The organism is Lactobacillus johnsonii, from assembly GCF_014058685.1.
Lineage (GTDB): Bacteria > Bacillota > Bacilli > Lactobacillales > Lactobacillaceae > Lactobacillus.
In genome coordinates this window covers 156,937-182,331 of the sequence record NZ_CP059055.1, presented here as the reverse complement: position 1 = coordinate 182,331, position 25,395 = coordinate 156,937, and the positions used below count along the sequence as shown (strand labels likewise).

The window sequence follows — 25,395 nt, the reverse complement described above, 5'->3', positions numbered from 1 at the left end:
TCTCCTTTTCTTACCGCTTACATTATTAGTATACTTAGATAAGAAGGTAAGGTTTTTCTAAAATGAAAGCGTTTCATTGAATAAGTGGTAAAGTTTTACAGAGAGGGCACATACATGCAAAATAATGATCTTAGTAATGCAGAACTACATTTGTGGGAAACAGTTCAAAAAAATCCACAAAAAATTGCAAAAATGTCAATTGTTAAATTAAGTCAATTTGCTCATGTTTCAACTGCTACAATCGTCAGGACTATGCAAAAAATGGGCTATAGCGGCTATACCTCTTACCGAGAGTCACTAAAATTGCAAGACCGTTCCAATAGTAATTTTGATGTCTTAAATGATGCAGACGATAAAATTAAGAGTGTGATTACCAAAAATGAAATTGAAATGAACAACACTCTCCATAATCTTAGCTACAGTAACATTGAAGATAGTATTTCAATGACCAAACAAGCAAAGGTAGTCTATATTTTTGCACGTGGTCTATCGGAATCAATTGGACAAGAAATTATGGTTAAATTGCAATTAACAGGTAAGTATGTTGAATTTCATTCGGATCCAAATATTATTAAGACGGCCTCCAAAAGAATTAAAGAAGATGCATTAGTTATTTTTATTAGCTTAAATGGTAATACTCCCGAATTAGTTGAAGCTGCACAAAATTTATCACGTCATGATGTTCCTACTATTACCTTTACCACTAATCCTAATGGACAACTTGCTTCGCTTTCGACATTGACTTTTATGGGCTACATGTCAAAAACCAATTATTTTCCTGATTATGAGGTACGCTCTAGATTACCCTTACAAATCATGACTCGTATTTTTTCAGATGCATATTCAGTTAGAACCGGTTTTGCTAGACAATAAAAAAGAGTTGATAATCCTCGTTTTTCAACGTTGATCTATCAACTCTTTTTCTATCGATATATAATTTTATAAATTAATTATTCTTTTTCTTACGGTTAATGCCAAGGTAACTAACCAAAGTAGTACCTGCGACTGCTAATCCAGAAAGAGCTGCAATTAGTTCATTCTTTGCACCAGTTTGTGGCAATTTATTAGTAGTTACATTACCAGTTACAGCAACTACATGAGCTTTATCATCTTTAACCCAGCGGTTTGCACTAACTTTGTAGTAAGTAGTACCGTTAACTGTCTTTTCTCCAAAGGTCTTAACTGGAGTATTTGAACCGTTTAAGACAACAGATACGGCTGAACTATCACTATTATCAATAATCTTAACAGTAGAGGATTTTTCTTCAGACTTATTGTTAGTCTTAAGATCTGCCTTAGCATTTTCTTTTACAGTATCAGTATCCTTTACATCTGACTCAGTAGCAGTTGTAGTAGTTTCAGATGAATTAGTTGTTGATGCTTCACTATGTGAATCCGGCTTATCCGTTGGCTTTACAGTGCTATCTTCATCAGTTTTATCTGAAGTTTTTACAACATGACTGGTGTCAGGTTTGTTGGTTGGGGTTACAGGATTTTCAGCATTAGAAGCTTCTTTATGACTGTTTTCAGTTTCTTTCTTATTAAATGCGTCTAACCTTGCCTTAGCATCTTCAAGCTTACTTTGTTCAGCAGCTAATTCTGCTTCTGCCTTCTTAAGTTCTTCTGATGCATTTGTAACTTGTGCATCAGCTTTAGATTTAGATTCCTTCAAAGTATCTAAGATTAATTGTTGAGCTTTAACTGCCTTATTAGCAGCAGTTACGTCATCATTAGCCTTATTAAAAGCTGTTTGAGCAGCGGAAAGATTTGATTGAGCATTTTCTAAATTGTTCAAAGCTTGATTCAATGAATCTAAAGCAGCTTGGACACTCTTTAAATTATTATCTTTAGCTTGAACATCATTTTGTGCTGCATCTACCTTAGCTTGACTTGCCTTAACAGCAGCAGTAGCTTCAGATAAAACATTTTGTGCTTGAGCTACAGCTTCTGCTGCCTTAGCTTGGGCAGCTTTAGCATCCTCCAAAGCCTTTGCTTTTGTACCAACTTTAGCTTGAACATCTGCTAAGGTTTGATTTGCTTGATCTAGTTGTTTTTGTTCGAATTCCAGATTTTCTTGGCCTTTAGCAAGAGCAGCTTGTGTATCTGAAATTGCCTTATTGATCTTAGTAGAACCATTGTTTAATTCTGCTAGGTTAGCTTGTAGACTCTGAACGTTATTTTGTGCTGATTTAACTGCATTTTGTGCTGCAACTAGGTTTTGATTTGCAGTAGCTACGTTAGCTTTAAGGGTATTAATCTTATCTTCTTGCTTAACATCTTTCAAGTAGGATTGAACTAAGTTTTGGTAACTATTAAAATCTATTCCATTGATTGGATTAAATATAATCTCATCCATACTATCTGCATTATTCATCATTGGTTGAATTTCATATTCATTTCCAGCCAATCCAACGTAGTTAGCATCTGGCTTAATCATGGATGTATAGTGTCCAATATATACTGGTTTATCGTTCCAAAAATCAACATCTTTTTCCCACTCATCTTGAGTTAGAGGATGGGTACTTTCAAAACTATAAGCAGCTGCATCTGGATGAGCTTCAATATATTTATCAATATCGTCTTTTTCACTCATCCAATTGTCAATTGGGTTAACCTCTCCAGCTGATATATCTTCTTCATCGCTATAAAATGGACCATACTTACTAGTTAATAAACTAGGATGATTAAATTCATCAGAGTAATGTTGAAAGTCCGAGCTAAGCATGGCAATAGCCACAGCTGTCAAAGAAATTGATGGATGGCTTAAGCCATACTTATCGCGATATGTCATCCAGTGTTGATAGTATCCAAGAGCCTTTTCTATATTACTTAATGAAGTTGAGTCGTTTTCTTGACCTAATTTAACAGCTTCCTTAGCCCATTCTACAGTAATATCCTGGTAAGCATTTGGTTGACCAGTGATGATATTATATGCAGTTTGAGCATCTTCTCTTAAACTTTCAGAATTATCTTTATTGTCAGCAATTGCCTTAAAGAAACCAGCTGCTCCGCTTGCTTGATCTTGAGCAACTTGATCTTGTAAGTCTTTCAAAGCTTGTTGTGCATCAGCCAGCGCCTTTTGTTTAGCATTAACATTGTTTTGAGCATCTACTACAGCCTTGTTTGCCACTGCAAGATTATTATTAACAGTTGCTATCTTTTGATTATTTTCAGCTAAAACAGCTTGATTCTTAGACAAAACTGATTCGTTATCCGCATTTGTCTTCTTAATATCATTTAATGCGTTTTGAACTTTTTGAACATTTTGTTTTGCTTCATCTAGTCCACTATTCTTAACAGCAGTTTCAGCGTTAGCAACATTATTATCAGCAGTTTTCTTTGCAGCTTCTTTACTGTTAACTAAATTTTGAGCATCAGCTTGTTTTTGCTTAGCAGTCGCCAATTGACTTTGTGCTGTACTTAAATCTGCATTTGCATCACTGACATTTTGCTTAGCAGCTTTAATTGCATCTTGCTGTGCAGCAATATTCTTTTGAGTCTTTTGAATATTTTCAGAAGTTGCTTGCTTTGCTACTGCACTTGCACTATCTAACTTATCTTGTGCTTGCTTTGCAATAGCTTGCTTATCAGCTAGATTCTTTTGGCTATCATTTACCTTAGCTTGTTGAGCATCACAAGCATCGTTTGGTGCTTTTGCCTGTGCTTGTGCGTCAGTTAATGCACTCTTTTTACTATCTACGCTTGCTTGAGCATTATTAACCGAGTTTTGTGCTTGGTTAACAGCATCTTGTAATTTTTCTTTATCTGATTTAGCAACTGTAACAGTGTTATTTTTATCAACTGTAGCAGCTTGAACTTTACTATTATTAGTACTTGCTAAAAGAGTAGCTGTTAATGCAGCAACAGCCAAACTTGTATATTTTAATCCCTTCATTTTTTCCTCCAAATTAACAATTCCTTTTTTATTTTATTGCGTTAAATACGTTTTTTCAAGTTACGTCTAAACTTATGCATACACAAAAAAACAAGGCCAATTCTGACCTTGTTTTTCGATAGTTAATTCATTTATTATTCTTCAATTTCTAACTTATCTTTCCATGATTTGGCACCTTTAAGGGCATCATTCAAGTTTTCGATATTTTTCTTTCCTTCAGTTGAAAGCCATTCTCTACCTTGCTTTTCTCCTTCGGCCGCAAATGGCTTAATTGCTGGCTTCCAAGTTGCACGTCCGCAAAGAACGCCATTAAAGTCAGCACGAGCTTCTTCAGCCATCTTAATTTCTGCAATAAATTCTTCTGAAGTTACACCAGCAGATAAAAAGATATATGGTAAATCAGTTAAATCTGATTGTTTCTTCAATAACTTCTTTGCTTCTTCTTGTGTGTAAACAACGTTATTGTCGCCATTATAGCCTTCTACAAACTTGATATTAAATGGCATCTCAACTTTTAGAACTGTTACATCATATTGAGGCTTAGAAAATTCTTCCATAGTTTTGAAGACTTTTTCAGGCTTTACCTTTGCGTACTCTTCACCTTTAGCATCATCAATTTTCCCATCATAAGTTAATAATTCAAGGAAAAATGGCAATCCATTCGCTTTAGTCTCGGCTCCTACTCTTTCAACAAAAGCCTTCTTTTTATCTTTAATTTCATCACTTTCGTCTGGATCGTAGTAAAGTAAGAACTTAACTGCATCGGCACCATCATTTTTAATTCTTAATGCTGATTGATCAGCAATTAAATCACACATTCTACCTGGTTCAGTAGTGTCATAACCGGTCTTTTCATAAGATAATAATAAACCACAATTCTTATCTCTAACCTTAGTTGCTGAAAGACCATATTCCGGATCTGTCAAAATGGCAGAAGCATATGGAGTCAACTCACTAGAAACAGCTTCCTTAAAATCAACAATTGTTGTTTCATCAGCAGGCTTATTTGCTGCCTCAGCTAACATTCGTTTTAATGATCCTCTTTGGTCAATTGCTAATGCGCTGATTACTCCAGCCTCATTAGATAAATTATCCATATGTTTTGCAACTTCAGGTGAAATCTTTCTCATCGTGTATCTCCTTTTCATTTACCGCACATTTATATTATAAGATGGCGCTTTCATAAAAAGAAGAGATCGCTTTCATTCTGTAAAGCTTTTCACTTAATAAGAAAAATCATGTAAAAGTTTACCTAAATATTTTCAACTTTCCTTTTAATCTCGTATGAAGGGGAACAATAATGGCTAACATCATAAAAATACCAAATGCGGCAACAATAAAGAAATTGATATAGCCAAACTTATCAATAACTAAGCCTCCAAATAAAGGGCCAAATGCCCTCCCAACAGCCGACGTTGAAATTGTTAAGCCTTGATATTTACCTTTACTATCGATAGGTGACAAGTCATTTACATATGCGGGCATCGCCGGCATTGCTGTTGATTCACCAAGCGTTAAAGTAACCATTGAAAATACAAAGTGAGCATAGTCTTTTGCAAAGATTAAGGTTACAAAAGAAATAGCAAACATAGTAACCCCAAATACTACTTGATGAAACAAGTTCTTAAATGTGTTAGGGAAACGACTTAAAAATGCTTGAACAATTACAATAATACCTGCGTTAATTGTCCACAATAAACTATATAAATGAAAAGGTATTCCCAAAGAAACCATATAAACTGAAAGGTTAGATTCCCAGTTCATATACATTAACCAAATTACAGCTAAGGTAGTGAAAAAGCCAACAGTCAGCTTTAGATTGGCAGCAGGCATCGGAGTTGCCTTATTTTTACTATCTTTATTTTGCTGAGCTTTTCTTTCTAAATGAAACTTAATAATCGGTCGATAATTAATTACTGCATTTATACTTACAATCACAAAAAGACTGGCCGCAATTATAAATAAAATTGTAACTGAATAATCATAGATATAACCTACAATTAATGTCCCTAATACCACACCAAGATTTTGTGCAAAATAAATTGTATTAAAGACATATCGACCGGGCTTAGACTTGATGCTAGTTGCAATTGAATTAATTAACGCACCGTTCCAGCCGCCCAGGAGACCGGTCAAAGTCATCCAAACCCAATAAATTGGCCAAGTATGATTAGCAGCCATCCCAAATAGTACTAAGGCATCTAAACCAGCGCCGGCGATAATTAAATAGTATGGATTGAAATGATCATATGCCCAGCCAGCAATAAATGAACCAAGCATATTAGCTAAACAATTAAATAAAAGTACTATTCCAATCATAGCTAAAGAAACATGGAGTCTTTTATTCAAATAAACTGAAGTTAATGGCCAAATAAAACTGGCTCCAATCCAGGTAAATAACTCACCTAAAAGAAGCCAATGTAACTTTATCTCATCATCTGGTTGAATATTTCCCTTATTATGCAACTCTCTCACCCTTTTCTTCTATATTCTTACATTCAGTCTAGCAATTAATAAACATTTTTGCACGAGCGTAAAAAAGACTCCGCCCAAAGGTAGAGTCTTCTAATTATTTCTTTTCATTCTTCCAATTTCTAATATCAGTAACATCTTGGGCAACCTCTAAACAGCCCAAATATTTATTATCTTTTCTCACAGCAAAATACTGTAAGTATAAGTATCGTCCCATATGTCTTGGCTTAAACCAAAACTCATACTTATCTTTTTTCCCTTGGTGAAAATCGTCAAAAATCTTTTTAACTCGTGGTACGCTCTCAGGTAAATGACAAGAATAAACACTATTGCCGAGTGCATTTTTAGAATGGGGAAAAATATTGGCGCCTCCGCCAAAATAAGCTACTTTATCATTTTCATCAATAAAAGTTAATGCAAAAGGCAATAAATCCAAAATTGCAGATAATTGTTCTAAATTTAAGCTCCCTTCTGCAAAATTTAGTGCTAAGCTACTTAATTTATCGATAGAAATAGGCCCATCACTTTTCGGCTTTTCCTTAGGTTTCCAATTCATTGGTTTTTGAATCAAGGTATAGCCAATCTGCTCTTCCTCATTTTTGACATTACCCCAGTCTTCTTCACTAGCAACTTCATCAATCATTGGCAACATGATTTCTTCTTCCTTAAAAATCATTTCAAGAACTTCATGTGCTGTCTCTTTTATTGCCTTAGACACTTCAGCCTTATTAATATCTTTTTGACTAATAAGTAAATTAGCTTGACCAATAAGTTTTCGGATTTTATCATCAACGCCCCACATAACTTTCGGTGGTGCAGTAATTCCATATTTAGTCATAATGGGAAACATGGAAGTTTCTTTACGAGCATAATGATAATGAATTTTGGCTAGGTCTTTTAACTCCTGCCTTAACTTTGAGAGTGCACTCTTATCTCCCTTTTCCCACTTAGCAAGGTCTGGTAATAAGGCGTCATTTACCAATGACTTAAGAACAATATTCTCTAACTTGAATGTATGAACAGGATGACCTGGTTTTTCAAACTCAGAATTCTCCTTATTTTCCTTAATATTACCCTTAAAAACATCAGCATGAACATTGCATAAATATTGAATTTTTCTTGGATCAAGACCTTGTGCAATTAATTCTCTTTCTGCCGCAGTAATTTCGGCTACATCAACTTGATCAAAGGCAGCTTGAAACATTTTCTTTGCTTCTTCAAGCTCTCCACCGTCTTGAATAAAATTTAAAATTTTTAAAATAGCTTGTTGTCGTTCTTTATCTAGTTCTTTCATTAATCAATCACCTTGTAGCCTTTATCCTCGAACGCCTGCTTTACTTTATCTAAGTCAATCTTCATAGCCTGCGCACCAAGTGGAATCGTCATTACTCTTCCTACAGTAGACAACAAACCTGGGATTTTAATTCTTGTAAAGCCGCAGTCATACATAATTTGAATAAAATCTGGATATTCTTCAGCCAGCTTTTTTATTGGAACAGAAAAATCAATTATCTTCTCTTTTTCTTCTGTCTCTTCAATTTCATTTTCTTGGTCAAGGGCCTGCTCATTATCAAGTATCCCTAATTGTTTCTTAGCAGCTACTGTCATACGCTCGGGATTCCAAACTGGATACCAAACTAACTTTATATCACACTTATTTATTTCTGGCACAGACAAAACTGCTTTTTCAATTGCGTTTTGTAGATATGTAGATAAGGGACATCCCACAATAGTTAGGGTCATCTTAATTGTTGCATGATCTCCTTCAATATCGATTCCATAAATCAAGCCTAGATTGACTACGTCAATCAACAACTCTGGATCTTCGACACCTTGAAGAGCGGTCATAATTTTATCTACTAATTCCAAATTCTTTTCTTGCATCTTTTCACCTAAAAAAATAAGAGAAACTCTCTTGTTTCCCTTATTCTATCAAATTTATCTAACCAGTTTATCCCAAATAACAACCTTATTAGCCTTGATTGATTTTTGAACATCAATAATTCGCTGGTTACTTGAACCACGAAATTGTAGTGTCAGATCTTTCAAATCATCCATGAAACGTCCATCAACTAAAATATCAATCTTTGAAAGCATTTCTTTCTTATCAGGAGTTTCTTTTTGAAGCTCATCCCAGGTATAGCCTGACCAAGACCAAATATCTTTACTATGTCCAAATTCCTTACGCACCCGGTTAATTAATTTCAAGCATACCCAAGTATTTAAAAAAGGTTCACCGCCTAATAAAGTTAGCCCCTGTACATAGGATTGAGACATATCTTCAATAATTTTATCTTCCAATTCTTGAGTATAAGGACGTCCATAATTAAAATTTTGGGCTGCTAAATTATAACAACCGGGACAGTCAAACAAGCATCCACTCACATATAAGCTGCATCTAACCCCTTCACCATCAACAAAGTTAAATGGCTTATAGTCAGCAATTTTATGCTTAGAGTATTCTTCTGACTTCCATTCTTGGGGCTTAGGATTCTTCGGTTTTCTATGTTGTTGTTTTAATTTTTTAGCATGTTCAACTTGCGGCTTATATTGATTAGAATCAACAAAAATAGTATCTCCACCAACATTAACCTTAATTAAATTTCCTCGAACATCAGGACCTTCTTGATTATTCTTATCTTTCTCTGGCATCAGTATTCGTCATTCTTTCTAACTTCATCCTTAGCCATCTTTTCTTCCATTCCCATATTCAAGTGCTTTACACGGTGGACAATTTCTTCATGACGACCATGAACCATTGGACGTTTCAAAGGATTGCCTAGATAGCCACACGTACGCTTTACACAGTCACAAGTTTCTGGATCATGATTTCCACATTGTGGACATTCAAAGCCTTTAGCGGTTGCCTTAAATTCACCCTTAAAACCACACTTGTAGCATTGGTCAATTGGAGTGTTGGTTCCTAAGTATCCTACTTTATCATAAGCCCAATCCCAAACAGCCTCTAGTGCCTTAGGATTTTGCTTAAGGTTTGGATATTCACAATAATGAATAAATCCACCTGCAGCATAAAATGGATAAGGAGCTTCAAAAGCTAATTTTTCAAATGGAGTTGGATGCTTTCTTACATCGTAGTGGAAGGAATTAGTGTAGTATTCCTTATCAGTAATATCTTTAACCTTACCGAATTTTTTAGTATCCAGGCGACAAAATCTATCAGTCAAACTTTCACTTGGAGTTGAATATACACTGTAGTGATAGTGATTTGGATCTTCTTTTTCCCATTTAGCGCAGTAATCGTGAAGTTCTTTAACAATATTAATAGTAAATTGGTGCGCTTCCTCATTATGTTCCCAATTAGGACCATAAAAGACTGTACCAACTTCATAAAGTCCAATATAGCCTAAGGAAACTGTACAGCGTCCATTTTTGAAAAGATCATTTACATTATCTTCTGCATTTAGTCTTTTACCAAAAGCACCATATTCATAAAGAATTGGAGCATTATCAGGTACAGCATCAGTACAACGTTTAGCCTTAATTTGTAAAGCTTCATGTGCTGTTTGGACTTTTTCTCTAAAAATTTGCCAGAATAAATCTTTGTCTCCCTTTGATTCCATGGCAATTCTAGGTAGGTTTAAAGTAACAACACCTAAGTTCATACGACCAGAATTTACTTCTTTACCAGTTTCTGGATCTTTCCACCCTTGTAAGAAGGAACGACAACCCATTGGAGCTTTAAATGATCCAGTAATTTTCTTAATCATGTCATAACTAACAATATCTGGATACATACGCTTAGTAGAACATTCCAAAGCTAATTCCTTGATATCATAGTTTGGATCTCCAGGATGTAAGTTAAGTCCCTTCTTTAGCGTAAAGACTAACTTAGGAAAGATAGTTGTTCTCTTATCTTTTCCTAAACCCTCAATTCTAATCTTTAAGATTGCTTTTTGGATTTCACGTTCAATCCAAGATGTTCCTAGTCCAAAACCTAAAGTAGTGAATGGTGTTTGCCCTTGACTTGAAAATAGAGTATTAATTTCATATTCAAGAGCTTGCATAGCATCATAGATATCCTTTTTTGTTCGCTTAACTGCAAAAGCCTTGATCTTTTCTTCATCGTCAAAAAATTCGCTAGCTTCTTTAATATTCTTGTGATAATTCTTTTCAGCATATGGAGCCAAAACTTCATCTACTCTGTCGGCAGAACAGCCTCCATATTGACTAGAAGCAACATTAGCAATAATTTGAGACATTTGAGCAGTGGCTGTTTCGATTGAATGAGGAGATTCAATATTTGCATTTCCAATTGTAAAGCCATGACCTAGCATTTCTTTAAAGTCAATCAAACAACAGTTAGTTAGAGGACTGAGCGGTGTGTAATCTAAGTCATGCCAGTGAATATCACCACGCAAGTGTGCCTTAGCAATATGTTCTGGCATCATCGTTAAACCAATTGTTTTACCAACTACACCAGCTGTTAAATCACGCTGAGTTGAAAAAACACGTGAATCTTTATTAGCATTTTCATTAACAATTGTTGGATCATGGTGAATTAAACGTCCCAGACGGTTAGTAGTCTCAGTTTGCTTCTTAAAATTAGCTTCATCTTCTCTACGGTAATCAACATAAGCATTTGCTTCATCACTAAAGCCGAGTTCGATTAATGTTTGAACAAATGCATCTGCTATTTTCTCAGTAGAAGTCTGCTTTGCACCATTTAATTTTTGAAGGATAGCAGGTAAAATATCTGCTTCATGTTCAGTCAGATGCAAGCTATCTAAAACCATTTCAATTTTGTAAAGAGCAAAAGGATAGATGCTGCCGTCTCTTTTAATAGCTGTTTCTGGCAGTGTCATTTGAGTAATTGATTTAATTTGAGCATCTTGTTGTAACATGGTTATTCTCTTCTTTCACAATATCTATGGTTCTATTCTATCAGAAACTACATGATATTGTAGGTATTGACATTTTGGATCATATATATTGTATTAAGCAAAAGTCACGTCTAGCAAGAGAGAGGCTCATTTTCAAAATTTTCTATAATTAGTAAAGTAGTCAAAAAAATACTGCTGAGAGTAAAAAATTCTCAGCAGTATTTTTCTAATTAAATTTCATTCTCATGGTTTTCTTGTTGACCATCACGAAGAGCTTGCTTTTCTAATTTTTTAGCTTCTTCTTCAAAATATTGTCCCTTATTTACTTGGTAGTACTTCTTATATCTAGCATAGTAGTTATGGAACATGTAGTGCATCAATAACCAACGTTTTAAGCTACGATCTTTATCATAGAAGACAGTTGTACCATAGTGACCCTCGTCAATTAACTTTTCAGCTAGGCGTTTTGAACCGTTGTCGTAAGCATATTCCTTAAAGATCTTCTTTGGAACACCAAGCCACAACATATAGTTAGCACCGTCTTTATTTCCATAAACTGTTGGCTTATCTTTCAAATTATCTTCAACATAATCATCTACATACCACTTAGCTAAGTTATAGCCATTTAAAGTTACATAGAAACTTGAACGACCTTGACGGAGGTTGATCTCAAAGAATTTGTATTCTCCATCTCTTGGATCGTACTTAATGTCAAAGTTAGCCATACCAGTATAGTTCAATTTTTCAAGGAATGATTGAACAGTATCGTAGAGCTTTTGACTGAAGGCTGGCAAAATTGCCATGTAATTACCGATAGATTGAGGAGTTGGGTCTTCAAGAAGTGGGTGACCTAAGCACATCATCTTAACCTTGTGATCTTTATCAACATAAGCATTAAGAACACGCATGTTAGAATCATCGCCTGGAATGAAATCTTGTAAAATCAAGTCTTCAGTATAACCATTGGTATAGATTTTACCAACGATATCTACTAATTCTGCCTCATCGTGAATAGTAAAGGCTTTTTTACGGCCTTCAAATTGACAATTCAACCATGAAACTGGATCTTCTGGCTTCAATTCAACTGGATAATCAAATGGTAAATTCAAATAATTTTCAGCCTTATAGTCATCCATAGTCACAATCTTAGTATGTGGATATGGAAGACCATATTTTTCAGCAATTTCGTAGAAACCTTCTTTAGAAATTAGCTTCTCTAGCAAGTCATAATCAATGTAAGGAACAACAAAAGTATCCTTCAACTCACCCTTATGCTTAGCCAATAATTCTGCGTATCCATCTCCACAAGCAATTAAAATAACTGGTTCTGGATGATTCTTGTATTCTTCAATCTTTTGCTTCATAACGTTCATAAAGCCTGGATCTTCTTCAAAGCCTTCATGAACTTCTACGTCAACAATTTTAGAATAGCGCGTTGCTGCTAATTGACTAGCAGCCCAAGCTTGAACCTTAATTCCATAAGCTTCGTTGAAGGAGCGAGCCATTCCGTAAACATTGATGTCACTACCGAGTAAAATAGGAGTAAATTTTGCTTGTACCATTTTGTATCCGTACTTCTCTCTAACTTTAATTAAACAAGTCTGCCACTTTCGATTAATTCTGCTACTTCTGGTTGAACATGTTGATACTTCTTAACAGTTTCATCATAATCAACAAAGAATAATTTATACCAAACTAAGAAAGTGTAAATAGCCCAAATTTGACGACGAGCTGAACCATCGCCCTTGTAGTTATCATCAAGCAATTTAACAATCTTCTTTTGGTCAAAAATGTCATCTACAAAGTCTTCAGTAAACAATGCTCTAACTTGTTTGTAAAATCTTGGTTCCTTAAGCCATTGCTTAATTGGAGTTGGGAAACCAAGCTTAGGTCTTTGAGCCCATTCTTCTGGTAAGACCTTCTCAGATGCTTTACGAAGAGCATATTTAGTATCGTGCCGGTTAACTAAATATTTAGTTGGAATTGAGTTAGCAAGTTCTGCAATCTTCTTATCAAGATATGGCACACGTAATTCTAGAGAGTGAGCCATTGAGATCTTATCTGCTTTTTGCTCAATATCATTAAGCATAAAGTGGTGAAGATCAATATATTGCATTTGCTTAACTTCATCAATATTTTTAACTTTCTTAAAGTCTTCTTGATAAATACCGTTAACTGTCAGATCATTCTTGTATTTATCACGCAAAATACCATTAGCATCTTTAGAAGTAAAGATAGTTGGATAGTCCATATCATAAATGACAGATTGTCCAACATAAAATTCACTTGGCTCTGCCAAGTTAGTGTACATATGTACTTTACCTGGGAAGTTAGGCATCTTCTTAATCTTATGAGCTAAACGAACACGACTTTTCTTAGGTAATTTCTTAAGGCCAGCAGTAAAGACCTTAATTACATCATTATGGGTATGCATTCCATAGTTAACGTAGCCTGCAAATAATTCATCAGCACCTTCACCAGAAAGTGCAACAGTAACATGCTTTCTAGCTAATTTACACAAGTACCATAATGGAATAATAGATGGGTTAGCATCTGGTTCGTCCATGTGATATTGCATTTCTGGGAAGTCGCGCATTGCTTCATCTGCATCAACTTTATCTGCAAAGAATTTCCAGCCGTGTAAGTCAGAAAGTGCCTTAGCTTTTGATGCTTCATTATATGTAGAATCATCAAAAGAAACTGAGAAGACATCTTCAGGATCAAGTAAACTAGTTAAGTAAGAAGAATCAATACCTTCAGACAAGAATGCACCAACTGGTACGTCCGCATTTCTGTATAAATCAACAGTTTCTTTTAAGTCTTCATTGATTTTGTCTAAGGTTTCTTCAAAACTTAAGCTATTTTCAACATACTTAGCATCCCAGTATTGATGAGTCTTCATTTTGCCATCTTTATATTCGAACCAGTGACCTGCTGGGAAGCGGTAAACACCTTTAAAGAAAGTTTCCTTTAAGTCATTATATTGGTTCATTAAGTATGGCTTAACTGCTTCAGTATTTAATTCCTTTTTAAAGCCTGGGTAAGCTAAGAAGCTCTTCAATTCACTACCAACAATTAACTTACCATTTTGGTCTGAGTAGTACATTGGCTTAATTCCGAAGAAGTCACGAGCACCATATAAAGTCTTGGTATTGTCATCCCAAATTACAAAAGCAAACATACCACGAACTTTCTTCAATAAGCCATCCATTCCCCATTCTTCATAGCCGTGAAGTAAAACTTCAGTATCAGCCTTAGTAGTAAAGGTATGACCTGCATCAATTAATTCTTTTCTTAATGGTTTAAAATTATAAATTTCCCCATTAAAAATAATTGCTCTACTTTTATCTTCATTAAAAATTGGTTGACTTCCACCACGAAGGTCAATAATTGACAAACGTCTAAAACCTAAAGCCACCTTATCATTAGTATATTTTCCATCGGAAGATGGACCACGGTGTTTAATTGTATCCATCATTCCTTGAATAGCACAGTCTTTATCCTTTAATTCAGGATCAAAAAACGCACAAATTCCACACATAAGTAACTTTCACCTCAAAATAAACAGTAGTCTTATTATAAGCTATTTACATTTCAAAAACTAAATTCGATAGAATCGTCTCTTAGAAGCAGCTCCGTATCCAAATACTTGTAATAAATGTCTTTGAACATCAACATTTACTATATATCCAGCTGCTTCATTAGCATGATCCATCTGTCTATTCCAGCGCTTATTGTATTGCGTAGTAAGCGCATGGTTTGGGCCCATGAGAGCCGAGCAATTAAAAAATATATATTGTATACCGTTAATGCGATATTGGTCTTCAGTATGACGGTGTCCACATAAATATGCAACTACTTTTGCATTTTTTATCTTTGTGAAATCAAAGCTATTAGCTAGGGTAAATTCAGGAGGAACATCCCTTGAATTAAGATAGCCTTTTTCACGTTGATTGAAGGCAACCATTAATTCATGTAGAGAACGCCCATTAAATTTCAAGGCATTCGTTCCCTTGCGAGTAATAGGATTTGCATGACTCATGAAAATAATTGTTTTACCATTTGAATTTTCAAGAATTTCGATAATTTCTTGCATCTGATCTTCACGAATCGCTAAAGCAAGTTTAGTATCGTATTTTTTCTTACCTTGCTCATCTAGCTCATAAGGTAAATCAGATGTATTGACCGTAATGATTCTGACATCATCTTTATCAAAATATGCAACCCCGTGCTTGCGCGTGATATAGTGAATACCATCTTGCGCATACATACTTGGCCACATTATATCTTCAAATTCATTTTCCGGAAAACTAGCTCTCAGATCATGGTGCTCATCAAATTTATCATTTTCATCGTGATTACCTTTGATGACAGCAAAGTTAGTTTTTTTAGATCTAAACGTTCTAGACAAAGATATCAACTCTGCTTCGCCAACTAATCCTGGATCGGATCCATCCATCCAATCACCTAAATGAGCCTTTAAATCTAAAACATCTTTATCTTCAAGATAATTAAACTCTTTAACATGACGAAGTCCGTTATGCCCATAAAAATCAATACTGTCAGCATCTTTATAGTGTGTATCGGTTAAAACACCGATATTAATTGAGTTATAGCCATCTCGGCTATGCTTTTTTACATAATCTACTAACTGATCTAGTTGATCTTCAACGATATAACGACGTCCTGTCTGCTTATTAACAAATGCAGTATAACGATTTAGCCTTTTATCAAACTTCCGAACATAAGCTGGTGCTAGATCAGACGCATTAATCGAACGTAAAGCTTGGTGTAAGACATTGTCAGTATCTTTATAAACAATAAGCTTATATTCTTCACCATGTGGAGTTCCTTCAGGCGCTCCAACGTTATACTCACCAACAGTCATATACTTTTGCATTCCATCAAATGGAATATTACTTTTCTTTCGCATCATCTTCCGGGTAACACCGGAAAATTTATCAATCATACCCTTGGTTTTCTTGATAATTTTCATGATACTCTTCCCCACTCATCACACAAAAAAAGGCCTTTAGTTGGCCTTGGGGTTAATTATTTGCCAAAGCATTTGCGGCAAGACCCAATGATAAAACCGCATCTTTAGACAAAACCTTTTTCAAATCATTCGGAGCAATAGCTCTCACAGCGCCAATGACTTTTAAACTATATAAAAGTACATGTAAATCAGTAGCACGATCATAGCTACCATCTTGCAATGGATCCTCATGATTATAGGTTAAATTAATCTCGTCTTGATCTACATATCCATCTACGTGGTTAGTTAAAATACGATCATTTAATTCACGTAATGGTTTATCTAAATGTAGTAAAGTTAATTTACCATCAGATTCACTATTGTAGTATTCATCTTGAGTCATATCAAAGTATTCTTCGATTGGCTTATCAAGAATATCCAAACTATTAATTTCATTATAAATTCTCTTGGTATTCAGGTCTTGTTGGCCGTTGATAATCTTTTCTTGTGATAAAGCCATATCGTCAGCCAATGTCATGGTAGTTAAATTATCCATATTGTCCTCCTTGAAATACAACTTCCATTATAACAAAAAAGTTCTTTTTTTCCTGTACTTATCCATATTATAGGTAGATATTACAAAAAAATTTATAATTTACCAAAATAAAAACATGTAGTTTAGATAAACTACATGTTTTACTAATTAATTAAACTAATTTCTTTCGAATCCAGCCAGAAATCCAGTCAATAACAACAACCATGACAATAATACCAACTAGAATTACACCAACACGATTCCATTGACGGTATTGCAAGGCAATGATTAATGGATAACCAATACCACCAGCACCAACTAAACCTAGAATAGATGCTGAACGAATTGAAACATCAAATCGATACAAAGTATTAGAAATCAAGGCTGGCATTAAGTTAGGCATAGTAGCAAACATAATAATGTTAAACTTAGATCCACCAGCTGCAGTAACGGCTTCATTTGCACCTTCTTCAAGGTTTTCAATTGCTTCTGAAAACAATTTAGCAAGCATACCAACTGAGTGGAAACCTAAAGCTAGTACACCGGCTGCAGAACCTGGTCCTACTGCCTTAATAAACATCAAAGCTAAAACAATTTCTGGGAATGAACGAATAACGGCTAATACAACTTTTCCTGAACGGGATGTATACCATTTCTTATGACGAGTATTAGCTGCCCAAAAGGCGAAAGGTAAAGAAATAATTGCAGAAATAAAAGTACCCAAGAAAGCAATACAGATTGTTTCCCATAATTGAGAAATTAAATCTTCACCACTTCCGTTATATACATATGACCAATCTGGATGAAAAATTCCGGCAACAATAGCTCCTGCGATTTGACCTGCACTTGCTTTTATTCCGCCAAAATCCATTCCTACAAATGACCAAATAATTAAAATGATAGTAACAATGGCAATTGTCCAGTGTTGAACCTTCTTCTTAGTATCCACTGGTTTAGGAGGTAATTTTTTCATTGTAGTATCCATTATTTCATCAACGCCTCCCGAGATTTAGTAGAAATGTAGTCGATAATAACTACGACAACGATAATAACTAAGATAATCATACCGGTCTTAGCATAGTCAAAGACTTGAAGAGTTTGTTGTAAGTACAAACCAATACCACCGGCACCAATATATCCAAGAACTGTTGAAGCTCTGACATTAATTTCAAATGCATATAAAACATAAGAAATAAAGTAAGTAAGTATTTGTGGCATCACAGCAAAATGAATAATTTGTAGTTTATTTGCACCAACGGCTGTTAAAGCTTCGATTGGACCTGGGTCAATTGTTTCAATTGCTTCATAGAATAATTTAACAACCACACCAAATGTAAATACAGTTAAGGCTAGAACACCGGCAACTGGACCAATACCTACAACGGCAACAAAGATTGCACCTAAGAGTAGGTCTGGAATAGTTCTAACAATATTCATAATTATTCTTAGAATTCCAGTAACGGCCTTATTCTTAACAATATTTCTAGCGATTAAAAGAGAATAAACAAAGGCGATGGCTGATCCCATTACAGTTCCTAAAATTGCCATTTTAATTGTTTCAATTAAAAGTGGAACTGCCGTAGCGGCATATCCCCAATCGGGGTGACACATTTGAACAAAAATATCAGTGAATTGACTAAAGTTATTAAATAAAACACTAATATGGGTATTTGTTACATCTACTGAAAGAAAGAGACCTAAAACCATAATTACGACCCATACAAGGTTCATAATTTTGAATTTCTTTTTAGGCAATTCAGCTAAATGCTGTTCCTTAGATTTAGGCATCTTCTTCCCCTTTCTTGCCATTTCCACCATTGTAAATATCGTCAAAGACAGCTTGAGAAGTTTCACTCATCTTACCATCATAAACAATTTGACCTGCACGAACACCGATTACTCGATCTCCAAATTCCTTAGCAAGTTCTACGCTGTGAAGGTTAGCAACTACAGTCATCCCGTATTCTTCATTAAGCATCTTCAAATCATGCATAACTCGACGTGAAGTTTGAGGATCAAGTGAAGCTGTTGGTTCATCAGCTAAAATAATCTTAGGATTTTGAGTAAGCACACGGGCAATAGCAACACGTTGCTGTTGTCCACCGGAAAGTTGATCCGCACGAGTATAAACTTTATCTGCTAAATCAACACGTTGGAGCGCTTCGTATGCTTTTTGCTTATCTTCCTTAGTAAATAGGTTAAAAGTTGTTTTCCAAGTTGGATAGTAGCCTACTCGACCAGTTAAAACATTGCGTAAAACACTTGAACGTTTAACCAAGTTAAAGCTTTGGAAAATCATTCCAATATCACGGCGAATTTCGCGTAAGTCTTTACCCTTAGCAGAAGTAATTGATTTACCATCAATTATAATATCTCCTTCTGAGACATCTTGTAGACGGTTAATTGAACGAAGTAAAGTAGACTTACCTGCACCAGATAGACCTACTACTACTATAAATTCTCCCTTATCAATATTTAAGTTAATATCCTTTAAACCAACTGTTCCGTTATCATAAATTTTACTAACGTTTTTTAGTTGAATCATCGGCTGATTAGTAGCTGCCATTTAATTTAAAAATCTCCTTAACATTATTTAAATTGACTACAGTGCATAAAAAGATAATCGTCTTTTAGAGACAATTATCTTTTACTAACTAAGCTTTATTTAATTGACTATTTCTTGTCCTTGGCAATAATCTTGTCATACTTACGAACAATATCGAAGTTGCTGTCCTTAGACTTAGTGTAGCCTTCGTGACTATAAATTGATTCGATAATCTTCTTACCTTCTTTAGATTCACCAACTTCAATAAATGCCTTTGCAAGTTTCTTTTGGAAGGACTTAGACATATCACTTCTAACAGAAATAGTATCGTTAGGAATTGGCTTAGTGAAGTAAATTGGGACAACTTGGTCCATAATCTTAGGATTGTCTTTTTTAACAGTGTTACGAGCATCTTCAAACACAAATGCTGCGTCAGTATCACCATTTAATACATTCAAAACTGCTTGGTCTTGGCCAGTAACAGTAACTAACTTACAATCCTTTGGCACATCCAAACCTTTTTCTCCAAGTTCAGCAATTGGGAAAACATAACCTGCTGAAGAAGTTGGGTTTTGAACTGAAATACTCTTGCCTTTTAGATCCTTCCAAGATTTAATTTTAGAACCCTTCTTAACAAGAATTTCTGCTCTATAGTAATCAACTAATTTATTAGTTGCCTTACCACCAGGTTGCTTAACGCCGTAACGTTGAGATTGGAGTAAAACGTCAGCAGCTCCTTGTTTATGAGCTAATACATAACCATCAGGTGGTAAGAAACCAACATCAACTTTTTTAGATTTCATAGCTTCAACAACTGTGTTGTAATCAGTTGACATTGAAACATGAACTGGGATTCCAAGCTTTTTAGAAAGCATTTTTTCTAAAGGCTTAGCACGAGCTTCAAGCTTATTAGCAGCTTGACTAGGTACAAATTGGATAGTTAATGATTTTGGTGTATAACCATCCTTTGAACTGTTTGATTTGTTAGAACAAGCAGTTGCAACAACAGCAAGTAAAATTGCAAAAAGGCCTACTAAGACTTTTTTGAACTTTTTCATCATTTCCTCCTAATGAAAAAACATTAAATGACAAATACAAAAAAAGACCCAACATGATGAGCTGACAAAAAGAGCTAATCACATTGAGCCAGAAAAGTCGCTAAAAAAACAACGAAAGCGCCAACACTAATGAAGACTGATCCACCGAAGGAATCAGCCCAAGAACGAGCCACTGAATCTTGGTTACATTTTATAATGTTGTAATCGAAATTCACCATTATCGTTCTCCCTTTCCCTAGTACTAACGTTCGTTCTTAAGTATCATATCAAAAATATTCGTACTTGGGTACTATTATTTTAATGTAAGCGCTAGTAAATATTAATTTATTGAATTGGATCGATCCACTTTATAAAAAAACACTCTATCATTACTGATAGAGTGAATTTCATAATGTTCTTTTTTTAAAAGTACTTTTTCTTAGGTTTTGCAACCTTGTTATTATCAAGATCAGTCTTAACAATTAACACATCTGATAAAGCATGTTGGTTAACATAAGCAGTAACACTACCCATTAACATTCTTTCAACTGCGTTCATACCAGTTGCACCCATAATAATTAAATCGTTGTGGTGATCTTTAATAAAATCAACAGCAATAATTCTCTTAGGGGAGCCATAACGAATATGGTAAGAAACATCAGTAAAATTAAAGTGTTCCTTAGCCCATTCTTTTAGACTCTTTAAATACTCTTCGGAATCCTGCGTCATTTGATAAATGGTATCCCCAGAAATCAAAGTATCCTGCATTTCCCCCATAAATTGACGAGTATCAATAACATTCAATACATCCAGATGAGCATTGTTATCAAGAGCAATCTTTACTGCTTTATCAAACGCACGCTCTGCAGTTTCAGAACCATCAACAGGAACTAAAATGTTGTCATAATCTTCTACCATAAGTAATCATCTCCGCATGGAATTTGTATCTTTACATTGTAATTTTACCATTAATTATACCAATTAATAAGTTTGTTTTCTTTTTATAGATCTGAGAAAAATAAAATATCTAAGAAAAAATATGTTAAAGTAATAATACTGTATTTAAATAACTATAGTGAGGAAAAATACTAATGAGCGAAAATTATGAGACGAAATTAATTGGCATCCAAAATGGTCGCAATTTCCGCGAACTTGGAGGCTATAAGACTGTATCCGGTCAAACAATTAAATATAATAAATTACTTAGAACTGGTAATTTAGCTGATCTTTCTTCATCAGACTTAGAATTATTGCAAAAGCATGGCGTTAAGTATGACGTTGACTTTAGAACAGAAAAAGAAAAAAATGATCATCCTGATCGTGTTCCAGAAGGCGCTAAATATGTTTTTGATCCAGTTTTTAGTGATGATTTAACTAATGCATCTAAGGGGATCTTTGCTTTAGAAGAGAATGCCGAAAAAGATCCTGAATTTGGCTTTAAGCATATGTTCTTTGCCTATGAAGACATGATCAATGGACAGACTGCTCAAAAAGCTTACCGTAAATTCTTTGACCTTTTGCTTACAAATGATAAAGACAAGAATGCTCTTCTTTTCCACTGTACTGCCGGAAAAGATCGGACAGGATTTGGAGCTTTATTGATCTTATCAGCATTAGGTGTACCTTTTACTACTATCAAATATGACTATACTCTAACCAATATCACAACAAAAAGTTTTGTTGATGCCATGCTTAAGCAAGCAGCCGCTGACGGTTCTAGCAAGCGTGTATTGCAGTCTATTAAAGATATTCAGTCAGTCTATCCAGAATACTTAGACCATGCTGTACACGTCCTAAACCAGCAATACGGTGGCATCAACGAATACCTTCGTTCTACCATGAAGCTCTCAAGCAGTGATATCATGGATCTTAGGAGAATCTATCTTGAGGATTAATATAGATTATGGATATTCCAAAATATTTACAAATTGAAAACGAGCTAAAGCAAGAAATTATCTCTGGCAAATTTAAATATGGAGATAAATTTTATAGTGAAGCTCAATTAAAAGATAAGTTTAATGTTTCTTCAATTACTGTTATCCGAGCTGTGAAAGATCTTGTCAAGGCAGGATATTTAGTTCGTCATCAAGGAAAAGGCACTTTTATTTCACGATCAAGAAAAGATAAATTAGTTCGTCTTAGTGATAATGAAGTCTTCTCAAACAAACAAGAAGAAGATACAGTTAAAGTTTTGAAACTCCAAGAGGAAAAGCAGAGCGAAATCTTAAAAAAACTCGGCTTACCCAAATATGATAGTTACTACTATATTGAACGTTTACGTTTAATTGGTGACACACCATTTATGGTGCACCGTTCATTTATACCAGCTAAATTTATTAATCGAAATTTAGCTAAAGATCCGAATAATTATCATAGTATCTATGAAACCTTGCAAAGCGATAAGCAATTGTATCTATTTGATGAGCCCTTTACTGAAACAGACACAATTGTAAAAGCTGATAGCGAAATTAGTAAGCAACTAAAAATAGCTAAAGATTATCCCGTTGTACGACAAGTCAAAAAAACTATTTTATCTACTACAGGTGAAGTAGTTGAACTAGTTATTGGCTATAAACGGTGTGATTACTTTTCACTTTCATTTTCAAGTACTGATTATCCGGAAGTTTAATAATTTAATCTGGAGACAAAAAGAAGCTGCAAAGCAGCTTCTTTTTATTTTTCAATTTCAAAATTATTCTCTAAAAAATCATAAATTTCTTCATTTGAATCTGAATTAAATAATTCATTTAAATCATCAACTGAAGTTCCAGCTAGAAAGTCCATAATTTTAGCCAAAATAGTTGAATGCATATCTGGATCATTATTCAAAATCAAAAATAAGAACTTAACTTCCAATGCTTCGCTTGGATTAACCATATTATTAAAAGTTGCTGAATTTCTAAGAGCAATCGGTACAATTAATTGTGCGCTAACATAATCCCCTTCAGTATGAGGAACTGCAACATCTGGAAGTTCTCTAGATAAAGGTCTCATTGAAATTCCAGTTGGATACTTATCTTCACGTTCAATAATATCGCCTAAAAAATCTTCTTTAACATAGCCTAAGTCATATAATTTTTGAGAAACGGTCTTGAATATCTCGTTTCGATCAGTTAAGTCTGTTACAAAGACAGCTTGCGGATCGAAAAGACTTTTTTTAGTATTCGTAGTAGGTTCCGCCTTTCCTAAGCAAAAATTTCTAGTTTCATTATATAAAACCGATTTCAAAAACACAAAAGTGGGTGTTTCTTTTGAGCAAATTTTGTTAAAGTTAGTTAATGTAAAAAATATTCCACCAATAAGAAAGAAAGGTTTTTCCATGACAAAACAAAAAACAGTTTATTTTGGTGCTGGTTGGTTTACTGAAACTCAAAACAAGGCTTACAAAGATGCAATGAGCGCTCTCAATGCTAATCCTACTATTGATTTAGAAAACAGCTATGTTCCTCTTCAAAATCAATATAAAGATATTCGTGTTGACGAACATCCCGAATACTTACATGATAAAGAATGGGCACAAGCAACTTATAATGGTGACTTAGTTGGTATTAAAACTAGTGACGTTATGCTTGGCGTTTATGTTCCTAAAGAAGAAGACGTTGGTTTAGGGATGGAATTAGGTTACGCTATGTCTCAAGGAAAGTATGTTTTACTTGTAATTCCTGATGAATTATATGGTGAATCAATCAATTTAATGAGTTGGGGCGTTGCTGACAACGTAATTAAAATGAGTGAATTAGCTACATTTGATTTCAACCGTCCAAGATACAACTTCTATGATGGTGCTGTATATTAATAAATAAAAAAATCTGGTAGATGGTTTCTACCAGATTTTTCTTTTTCTAATCATTATTAGCAATTTCTTCAAAGTTAGAAGTTAAGTCATGGTTGGCAGTTGCATGAACCACGGTGTATTCTCCATTAGTTGTTTGATCAACAAGAGCTACTGGTTCTCCATGGTAAAAGCAAAAAAGATAAGTAATGTGCTGTTCAGCACTTTTTCCATTATAGTTAAAGATTGCAACTACATTGTATGTATTACTATCATTGTCTTTATCAGTAACATCTGGATTCCACTTGAGGTTAATACTATCCATATCTTCAGGATCACGACTATCCTTATCACCTGAACTCAATTTGAATTTTCCTTCTGATAGAAAACTCTGGTATTCTTGACCAGCTGCAGTTGTTATACTTCCGCTACCAGTATAATGCGAATATGGTTGGTGCATTTTATCACCAAATTCATCCATATAACTAATTAACCTGTCTCTCTGCTCATCCGACCATAATTTAGTTGCCTTAGTGTCTTTCTTTTCTTCAGTCGTAAATTTTTTTGTACTTGAAGAGGCAGTACGATCTTTTCCCTTAACAATTGTTAAATTATTATTCCAATTACTTACATTCTCTTCAGTATTTTCAGATTTAACTACTGGATAAATTTGTTCTAAAACATCTCTATTACTATAATTCGACTTATTTCCGACATAAGTTATCTCTTTTTTATCTTTAGAAATAAGATATCCTACTTGGTTATTTACAGCATACAAAGTACTACCATTTGTAGCACTAATTTCGTAGTCGCCAAATTTATGGCTTGAGTAACTCTTAATTGTTAAATGTCCACTTCTTAATTCATCTGCTGCTTCTCCCCATTTTTTACCATATTTTTTATCTGCGTAGAGAATTGCCCAAGCAGCTAGTTGTTTATTTGGCATCTTTTTTATTTCAGCAGTAGTTAGTCTGCCATTACCACCAATTATTTTGCTTTCTGCTGAAGAGCGGCCATGTTGATAAATTGCCCACCCTCCAGCAACAAGCACTACAATAGCGATAACTACTCCGATAATAATATTTCTTGTTTTGAAATTTCTCTTAGAATTACGAATTTCACTTCTTTTGACTTGTGGTCTTTGCTTAATAGAATTTATTTTTTCCAGTTCGTGTTTACTGTTACCATCAACAGGAGTACCACATATTGAGCAAAATTGATCATCAGGTTTTAAGGGTGCTCCACATTTTGAACAAAATTTTCTCATTTTTTCACTTCTTTAATCTTTACTAGTATTTATCTTACTTATACTTCATACGTATT

At 34.5% G+C, this 25,395-nt stretch carries 23 protein-coding genes; 4 read left to right on the top strand and 19 right to left on the bottom strand.

Annotated elements, in window-relative coordinates:
• The first annotated feature begins 114 nt into the window (after positions 1-114).
• Positions 115-873: a MurR/RpiR family transcriptional regulator gene (locus H0I41_RS00815; RefSeq protein ID WP_011161362.1), complete on the top strand. Its 759-nt coding sequence runs from the start codon at positions 115-117 to the stop codon at positions 871-873.
• Between the two features lie 73 nt (positions 874-946).
• Here H0I41_RS00815 and H0I41_RS00810 read toward each other — a convergent pair whose 3' ends face one another.
• From H0I41_RS00810 to H0I41_RS00730, 17 genes are all read right to left on the bottom strand, one after another.
• Positions 947-3,895, bottom strand: a complete 2,949-nt coding sequence (locus H0I41_RS00810; protein ID WP_135014093.1) for an LPXTG cell wall anchor domain-containing protein — start codon at positions 3,893-3,895, stop codon at positions 947-949.
• Between the two features lie 134 nt (positions 3,896-4,029).
• Positions 4,030-5,025, bottom strand: a complete 996-nt coding sequence (locus tag H0I41_RS00805; RefSeq protein WP_182094563.1) for a tagatose 1,6-diphosphate aldolase — start codon at positions 5,023-5,025, stop codon at positions 4,030-4,032.
• A gap of 118 nt (positions 5,026-5,143) precedes the next feature.
• Positions 5,144-6,361, bottom strand: a complete 1,218-nt coding sequence (locus H0I41_RS00800) for an MDR family MFS transporter (protein ID WP_011161359.1) — start codon at positions 6,359-6,361, stop codon at positions 5,144-5,146.
• Positions 6,362-6,464: 103 nt separating this feature from the next.
• Positions 6,465-7,661 carry a DUF438 domain-containing protein gene (locus H0I41_RS00795; RefSeq protein ID WP_011161358.1) on the bottom strand — a complete coding sequence of 399 codons (1,197 nt, stop codon included), beginning with the start codon at positions 7,659-7,661 and terminating at the stop codon, positions 6,465-6,467.
• The gene (locus H0I41_RS00790) at positions 7,661-8,251 is read right to left on the bottom strand and encodes an iron-sulfur cluster assembly protein (RefSeq protein ID WP_011161357.1); all 591 of its coding nucleotides are present in this window, start codon (positions 8,249-8,251) and stop codon (positions 7,661-7,663) included. The genes H0I41_RS00795 and H0I41_RS00790 overlap by 1 nt, the downstream gene beginning before the upstream one ends.
• Before the next feature lie 54 nt (positions 8,252-8,305).
• The gene (nrdG, locus tag H0I41_RS00785) at positions 8,306-9,019 is read right to left on the bottom strand and encodes an anaerobic ribonucleoside-triphosphate reductase activating protein (RefSeq protein ID WP_004898590.1); all 714 of its coding nucleotides are present in this window, start codon (positions 9,017-9,019) and stop codon (positions 8,306-8,308) included.
• The gene (gene nrdD, locus H0I41_RS00780; RefSeq protein WP_135014094.1) at positions 9,019-11,229 is read right to left on the bottom strand and encodes an anaerobic ribonucleoside-triphosphate reductase; all 2,211 of its coding nucleotides are present in this window, start codon (positions 11,227-11,229) and stop codon (positions 9,019-9,021) included. The genes nrdG and nrdD overlap by 1 nt, the downstream gene beginning before the upstream one ends.
• Positions 11,230-11,438: 209 nt before the next feature.
• Positions 11,439-12,770 (bottom strand): carboxylate--amine ligase, encoded by a 1,332-nt coding sequence (locus tag H0I41_RS00775; RefSeq protein WP_004898587.1) that lies wholly within the window; start codon positions 12,768-12,770, stop codon positions 11,439-11,441.
• A 29-nt stretch (positions 12,771-12,799) separates the two neighbouring features.
• A complete protein-coding gene (asnB, locus tag H0I41_RS00770) occupies positions 12,800-14,749 on the bottom strand; it encodes an asparagine synthase (glutamine-hydrolyzing) (RefSeq protein ID WP_011161355.1) in 1,950 nt (649 codons plus the stop codon).
• Between the two features lie 60 nt (positions 14,750-14,809).
• Positions 14,810-16,204, bottom strand: coding sequence for a metallophosphoesterase family protein (locus H0I41_RS00765; RefSeq protein ID WP_135014095.1), 1,395 nt, complete (start codon positions 16,202-16,204; stop codon positions 14,810-14,812).
• A 52-nt stretch (positions 16,205-16,256) separates the two neighbouring features.
• On the bottom strand, positions 16,257-16,739 hold the full coding sequence (locus H0I41_RS00760) for a hypothetical protein (protein ID WP_011161353.1): 483 nt from the start codon (positions 16,737-16,739) through the stop codon (positions 16,257-16,259).
• A gap of 151 nt (positions 16,740-16,890) precedes the next feature.
• Positions 16,891-17,703 carry a phosphonate ABC transporter, permease protein PhnE gene (gene phnE / locus H0I41_RS00755; RefSeq protein WP_011161352.1) on the bottom strand — a complete coding sequence of 271 codons (813 nt, stop codon included), beginning with the start codon at positions 17,701-17,703 and terminating at the stop codon, positions 16,891-16,893.
• Positions 17,703-18,506, bottom strand: coding sequence for a phosphonate ABC transporter, permease protein PhnE (gene phnE, locus H0I41_RS00750; protein ID WP_011161351.1), 804 nt, complete (start codon positions 18,504-18,506; stop codon positions 17,703-17,705). Before phnE (H0I41_RS00750) ends, phnE (H0I41_RS00755) begins: the two co-directional genes overlap by 1 nt.
• Positions 18,499-19,284: a phosphonate ABC transporter ATP-binding protein gene (gene phnC / locus H0I41_RS00745; RefSeq protein WP_011161350.1), complete on the bottom strand. Its 786-nt coding sequence runs from the start codon at positions 19,282-19,284 to the stop codon at positions 18,499-18,501. Before phnC ends, phnE (H0I41_RS00750) begins: the two co-directional genes overlap by 8 nt.
• Before the next feature lie 107 nt (positions 19,285-19,391).
• A complete protein-coding gene (locus H0I41_RS00740; RefSeq protein ID WP_004898580.1) occupies positions 19,392-20,321 on the bottom strand; it encodes a phosphate/phosphite/phosphonate ABC transporter substrate-binding protein in 930 nt (309 codons plus the stop codon).
• Between the two features lie 74 nt (positions 20,322-20,395).
• A complete protein-coding gene (locus H0I41_RS00735; protein ID WP_162222116.1) occupies positions 20,396-20,539 on the bottom strand; it encodes a hypothetical protein in 144 nt (47 codons plus the stop codon).
• Between the two features lie 184 nt (positions 20,540-20,723).
• Positions 20,724-21,218: a universal stress protein gene (locus H0I41_RS00730; RefSeq protein ID WP_004896111.1), complete on the bottom strand. Its 495-nt coding sequence runs from the start codon at positions 21,216-21,218 to the stop codon at positions 20,724-20,726.
• A 173-nt stretch (positions 21,219-21,391) separates the two neighbouring features.
• On the opposite strand from H0I41_RS00730, the gene H0I41_RS00725 reads away from it, so the two are divergent.
• Positions 21,392-22,195: a tyrosine-protein phosphatase gene (locus H0I41_RS00725; RefSeq protein ID WP_004896112.1), complete on the top strand. Its 804-nt coding sequence runs from the start codon at positions 21,392-21,394 to the stop codon at positions 22,193-22,195.
• Positions 22,196-22,203: 8 nt separating this feature from the next.
• Complete coding sequence (locus H0I41_RS00720) at positions 22,204-22,929, top strand: GntR family transcriptional regulator (RefSeq protein ID WP_004898578.1); 726 nt, start codon at positions 22,204-22,206, stop codon at positions 22,927-22,929.
• A 44-nt stretch (positions 22,930-22,973) separates the two neighbouring features.
• On the opposite strand, the gene H0I41_RS00715 is transcribed toward H0I41_RS00720, so the two are convergent.
• Positions 22,974-23,534 carry a PTS sugar transporter subunit IIA gene (locus H0I41_RS00715; RefSeq protein WP_228764849.1) on the bottom strand — a complete coding sequence of 187 codons (561 nt, stop codon included), beginning with the start codon at positions 23,532-23,534 and terminating at the stop codon, positions 22,974-22,976.
• Positions 23,535-23,619: 85 nt separating this feature from the next.
• Here H0I41_RS00715 and H0I41_RS00710 point away from each other — a divergent pair, with 85 nt between their 5' ends.
• Complete coding sequence (locus H0I41_RS00710) at positions 23,620-24,096, top strand: nucleoside 2-deoxyribosyltransferase (protein ID WP_004896117.1); 477 nt, start codon at positions 23,620-23,622, stop codon at positions 24,094-24,096.
• A 46-nt stretch (positions 24,097-24,142) separates the two neighbouring features.
• Here H0I41_RS00710 and H0I41_RS00705 read toward each other — a convergent pair whose 3' ends face one another.
• The gene (locus H0I41_RS00705) at positions 24,143-25,339 is read right to left on the bottom strand and encodes a zinc ribbon domain-containing protein (protein WP_182094561.1); all 1,197 of its coding nucleotides are present in this window, start codon (positions 25,337-25,339) and stop codon (positions 24,143-24,145) included.
• Positions 25,340-25,395 lie beyond the last annotated feature (56 nt).

What these genes read in the sequence shown, in the direction of transcription:
- nrdD (WP_135014094.1), bottom strand. Translation starts at nt 11,229, where the DNA reads ATGTTACAACAAGATGCTCAAATTAAATCAATTACTCAAATGACACTG.
- H0I41_RS00810 (WP_135014093.1), bottom strand. Translation starts at nt 3,895, where the DNA reads ATGAAGGGATTAAAATATACAAGTTTGGCTGTTGCTGCATTAACAGCT.
- nrdG (WP_004898590.1), bottom strand. Translation starts at nt 9,019, where the DNA reads ATGCCAGAGAAAGATAAGAATAATCAAGAAGGTCCTGATGTTCGAGGA.
- H0I41_RS00775 (WP_004898587.1), bottom strand. Translation starts at nt 12,770, where the DNA reads ATGGTACAAGCAAAATTTACTCCTATTTTACTCGGTAGTGACATCAAT.
- phnE (WP_011161352.1), bottom strand. Translation starts at nt 17,703, where the DNA reads ATGGATACTACAATGAAAAAATTACCTCCTAAACCAGTGGATACTAAG.
- H0I41_RS00725 (WP_004896112.1), top strand. Translation starts at nt 21,392, where the DNA reads ATGAGCGAAAATTATGAGACGAAATTAATTGGCATCCAAAATGGTCGC.
- H0I41_RS00710 (WP_004896117.1), top strand. Translation starts at nt 23,620, where the DNA reads ATGACAAAACAAAAAACAGTTTATTTTGGTGCTGGTTGGTTTACTGAA.
- asnB (WP_011161355.1), bottom strand. Translation starts at nt 14,749, where the DNA reads ATGTGTGGAATTTGTGCGTTTTTTGATCCTGAATTAAAGGATAAAGAC.
- H0I41_RS00720 (WP_004898578.1), top strand. Translation starts at nt 22,204, where the DNA reads ATGGATATTCCAAAATATTTACAAATTGAAAACGAGCTAAAGCAAGAA.
- H0I41_RS00730 (WP_004896111.1), bottom strand. Translation starts at nt 21,218, where the DNA reads ATGGTAGAAGATTATGACAACATTTTAGTTCCTGTTGATGGTTCTGAA.
- H0I41_RS00735 (WP_162222116.1), bottom strand. Translation starts at nt 20,539, where the DNA reads ATGGTGAATTTCGATTACAACATTATAAAATGTAACCAAGATTCAGTG.
- H0I41_RS00765 (WP_135014095.1), bottom strand. Translation starts at nt 16,204, where the DNA reads ATGAAAATTATCAAGAAAACCAAGGGTATGATTGATAAATTTTCCGGT.
- H0I41_RS00705 (WP_182094561.1), bottom strand. Translation starts at nt 25,339, where the DNA reads ATGAGAAAATTTTGTTCAAAATGTGGAGCACCCTTAAAACCTGATGAT.
- H0I41_RS00790 (WP_011161357.1), bottom strand. Translation starts at nt 8,251, where the DNA reads ATGCAAGAAAAGAATTTGGAATTAGTAGATAAAATTATGACCGCTCTT.
- H0I41_RS00805 (WP_182094563.1), bottom strand. Translation starts at nt 5,025, where the DNA reads ATGAGAAAGATTTCACCTGAAGTTGCAAAACATATGGATAATTTATCT.
- H0I41_RS00740 (WP_004898580.1), bottom strand. Translation starts at nt 20,321, where the DNA reads ATGAAAAAGTTCAAAAAAGTCTTAGTAGGCCTTTTTGCAATTTTACTT.
- H0I41_RS00760 (WP_011161353.1), bottom strand. Translation starts at nt 16,739, where the DNA reads ATGGATAATTTAACTACCATGACATTGGCTGACGATATGGCTTTATCA.
- H0I41_RS00795 (WP_011161358.1), bottom strand. Translation starts at nt 7,661, where the DNA reads ATGAAAGAACTAGATAAAGAACGACAACAAGCTATTTTAAAAATTTTA.
- phnC (WP_011161350.1), bottom strand. Translation starts at nt 19,284, where the DNA reads ATGGCAGCTACTAATCAGCCGATGATTCAACTAAAAAACGTTAGTAAA.
- phnE (WP_011161351.1), bottom strand. Translation starts at nt 18,506, where the DNA reads ATGCCTAAATCTAAGGAACAGCATTTAGCTGAATTGCCTAAAAAGAAA.
- H0I41_RS00815 (WP_011161362.1), top strand. Translation starts at nt 115, where the DNA reads ATGCAAAATAATGATCTTAGTAATGCAGAACTACATTTGTGGGAAACA.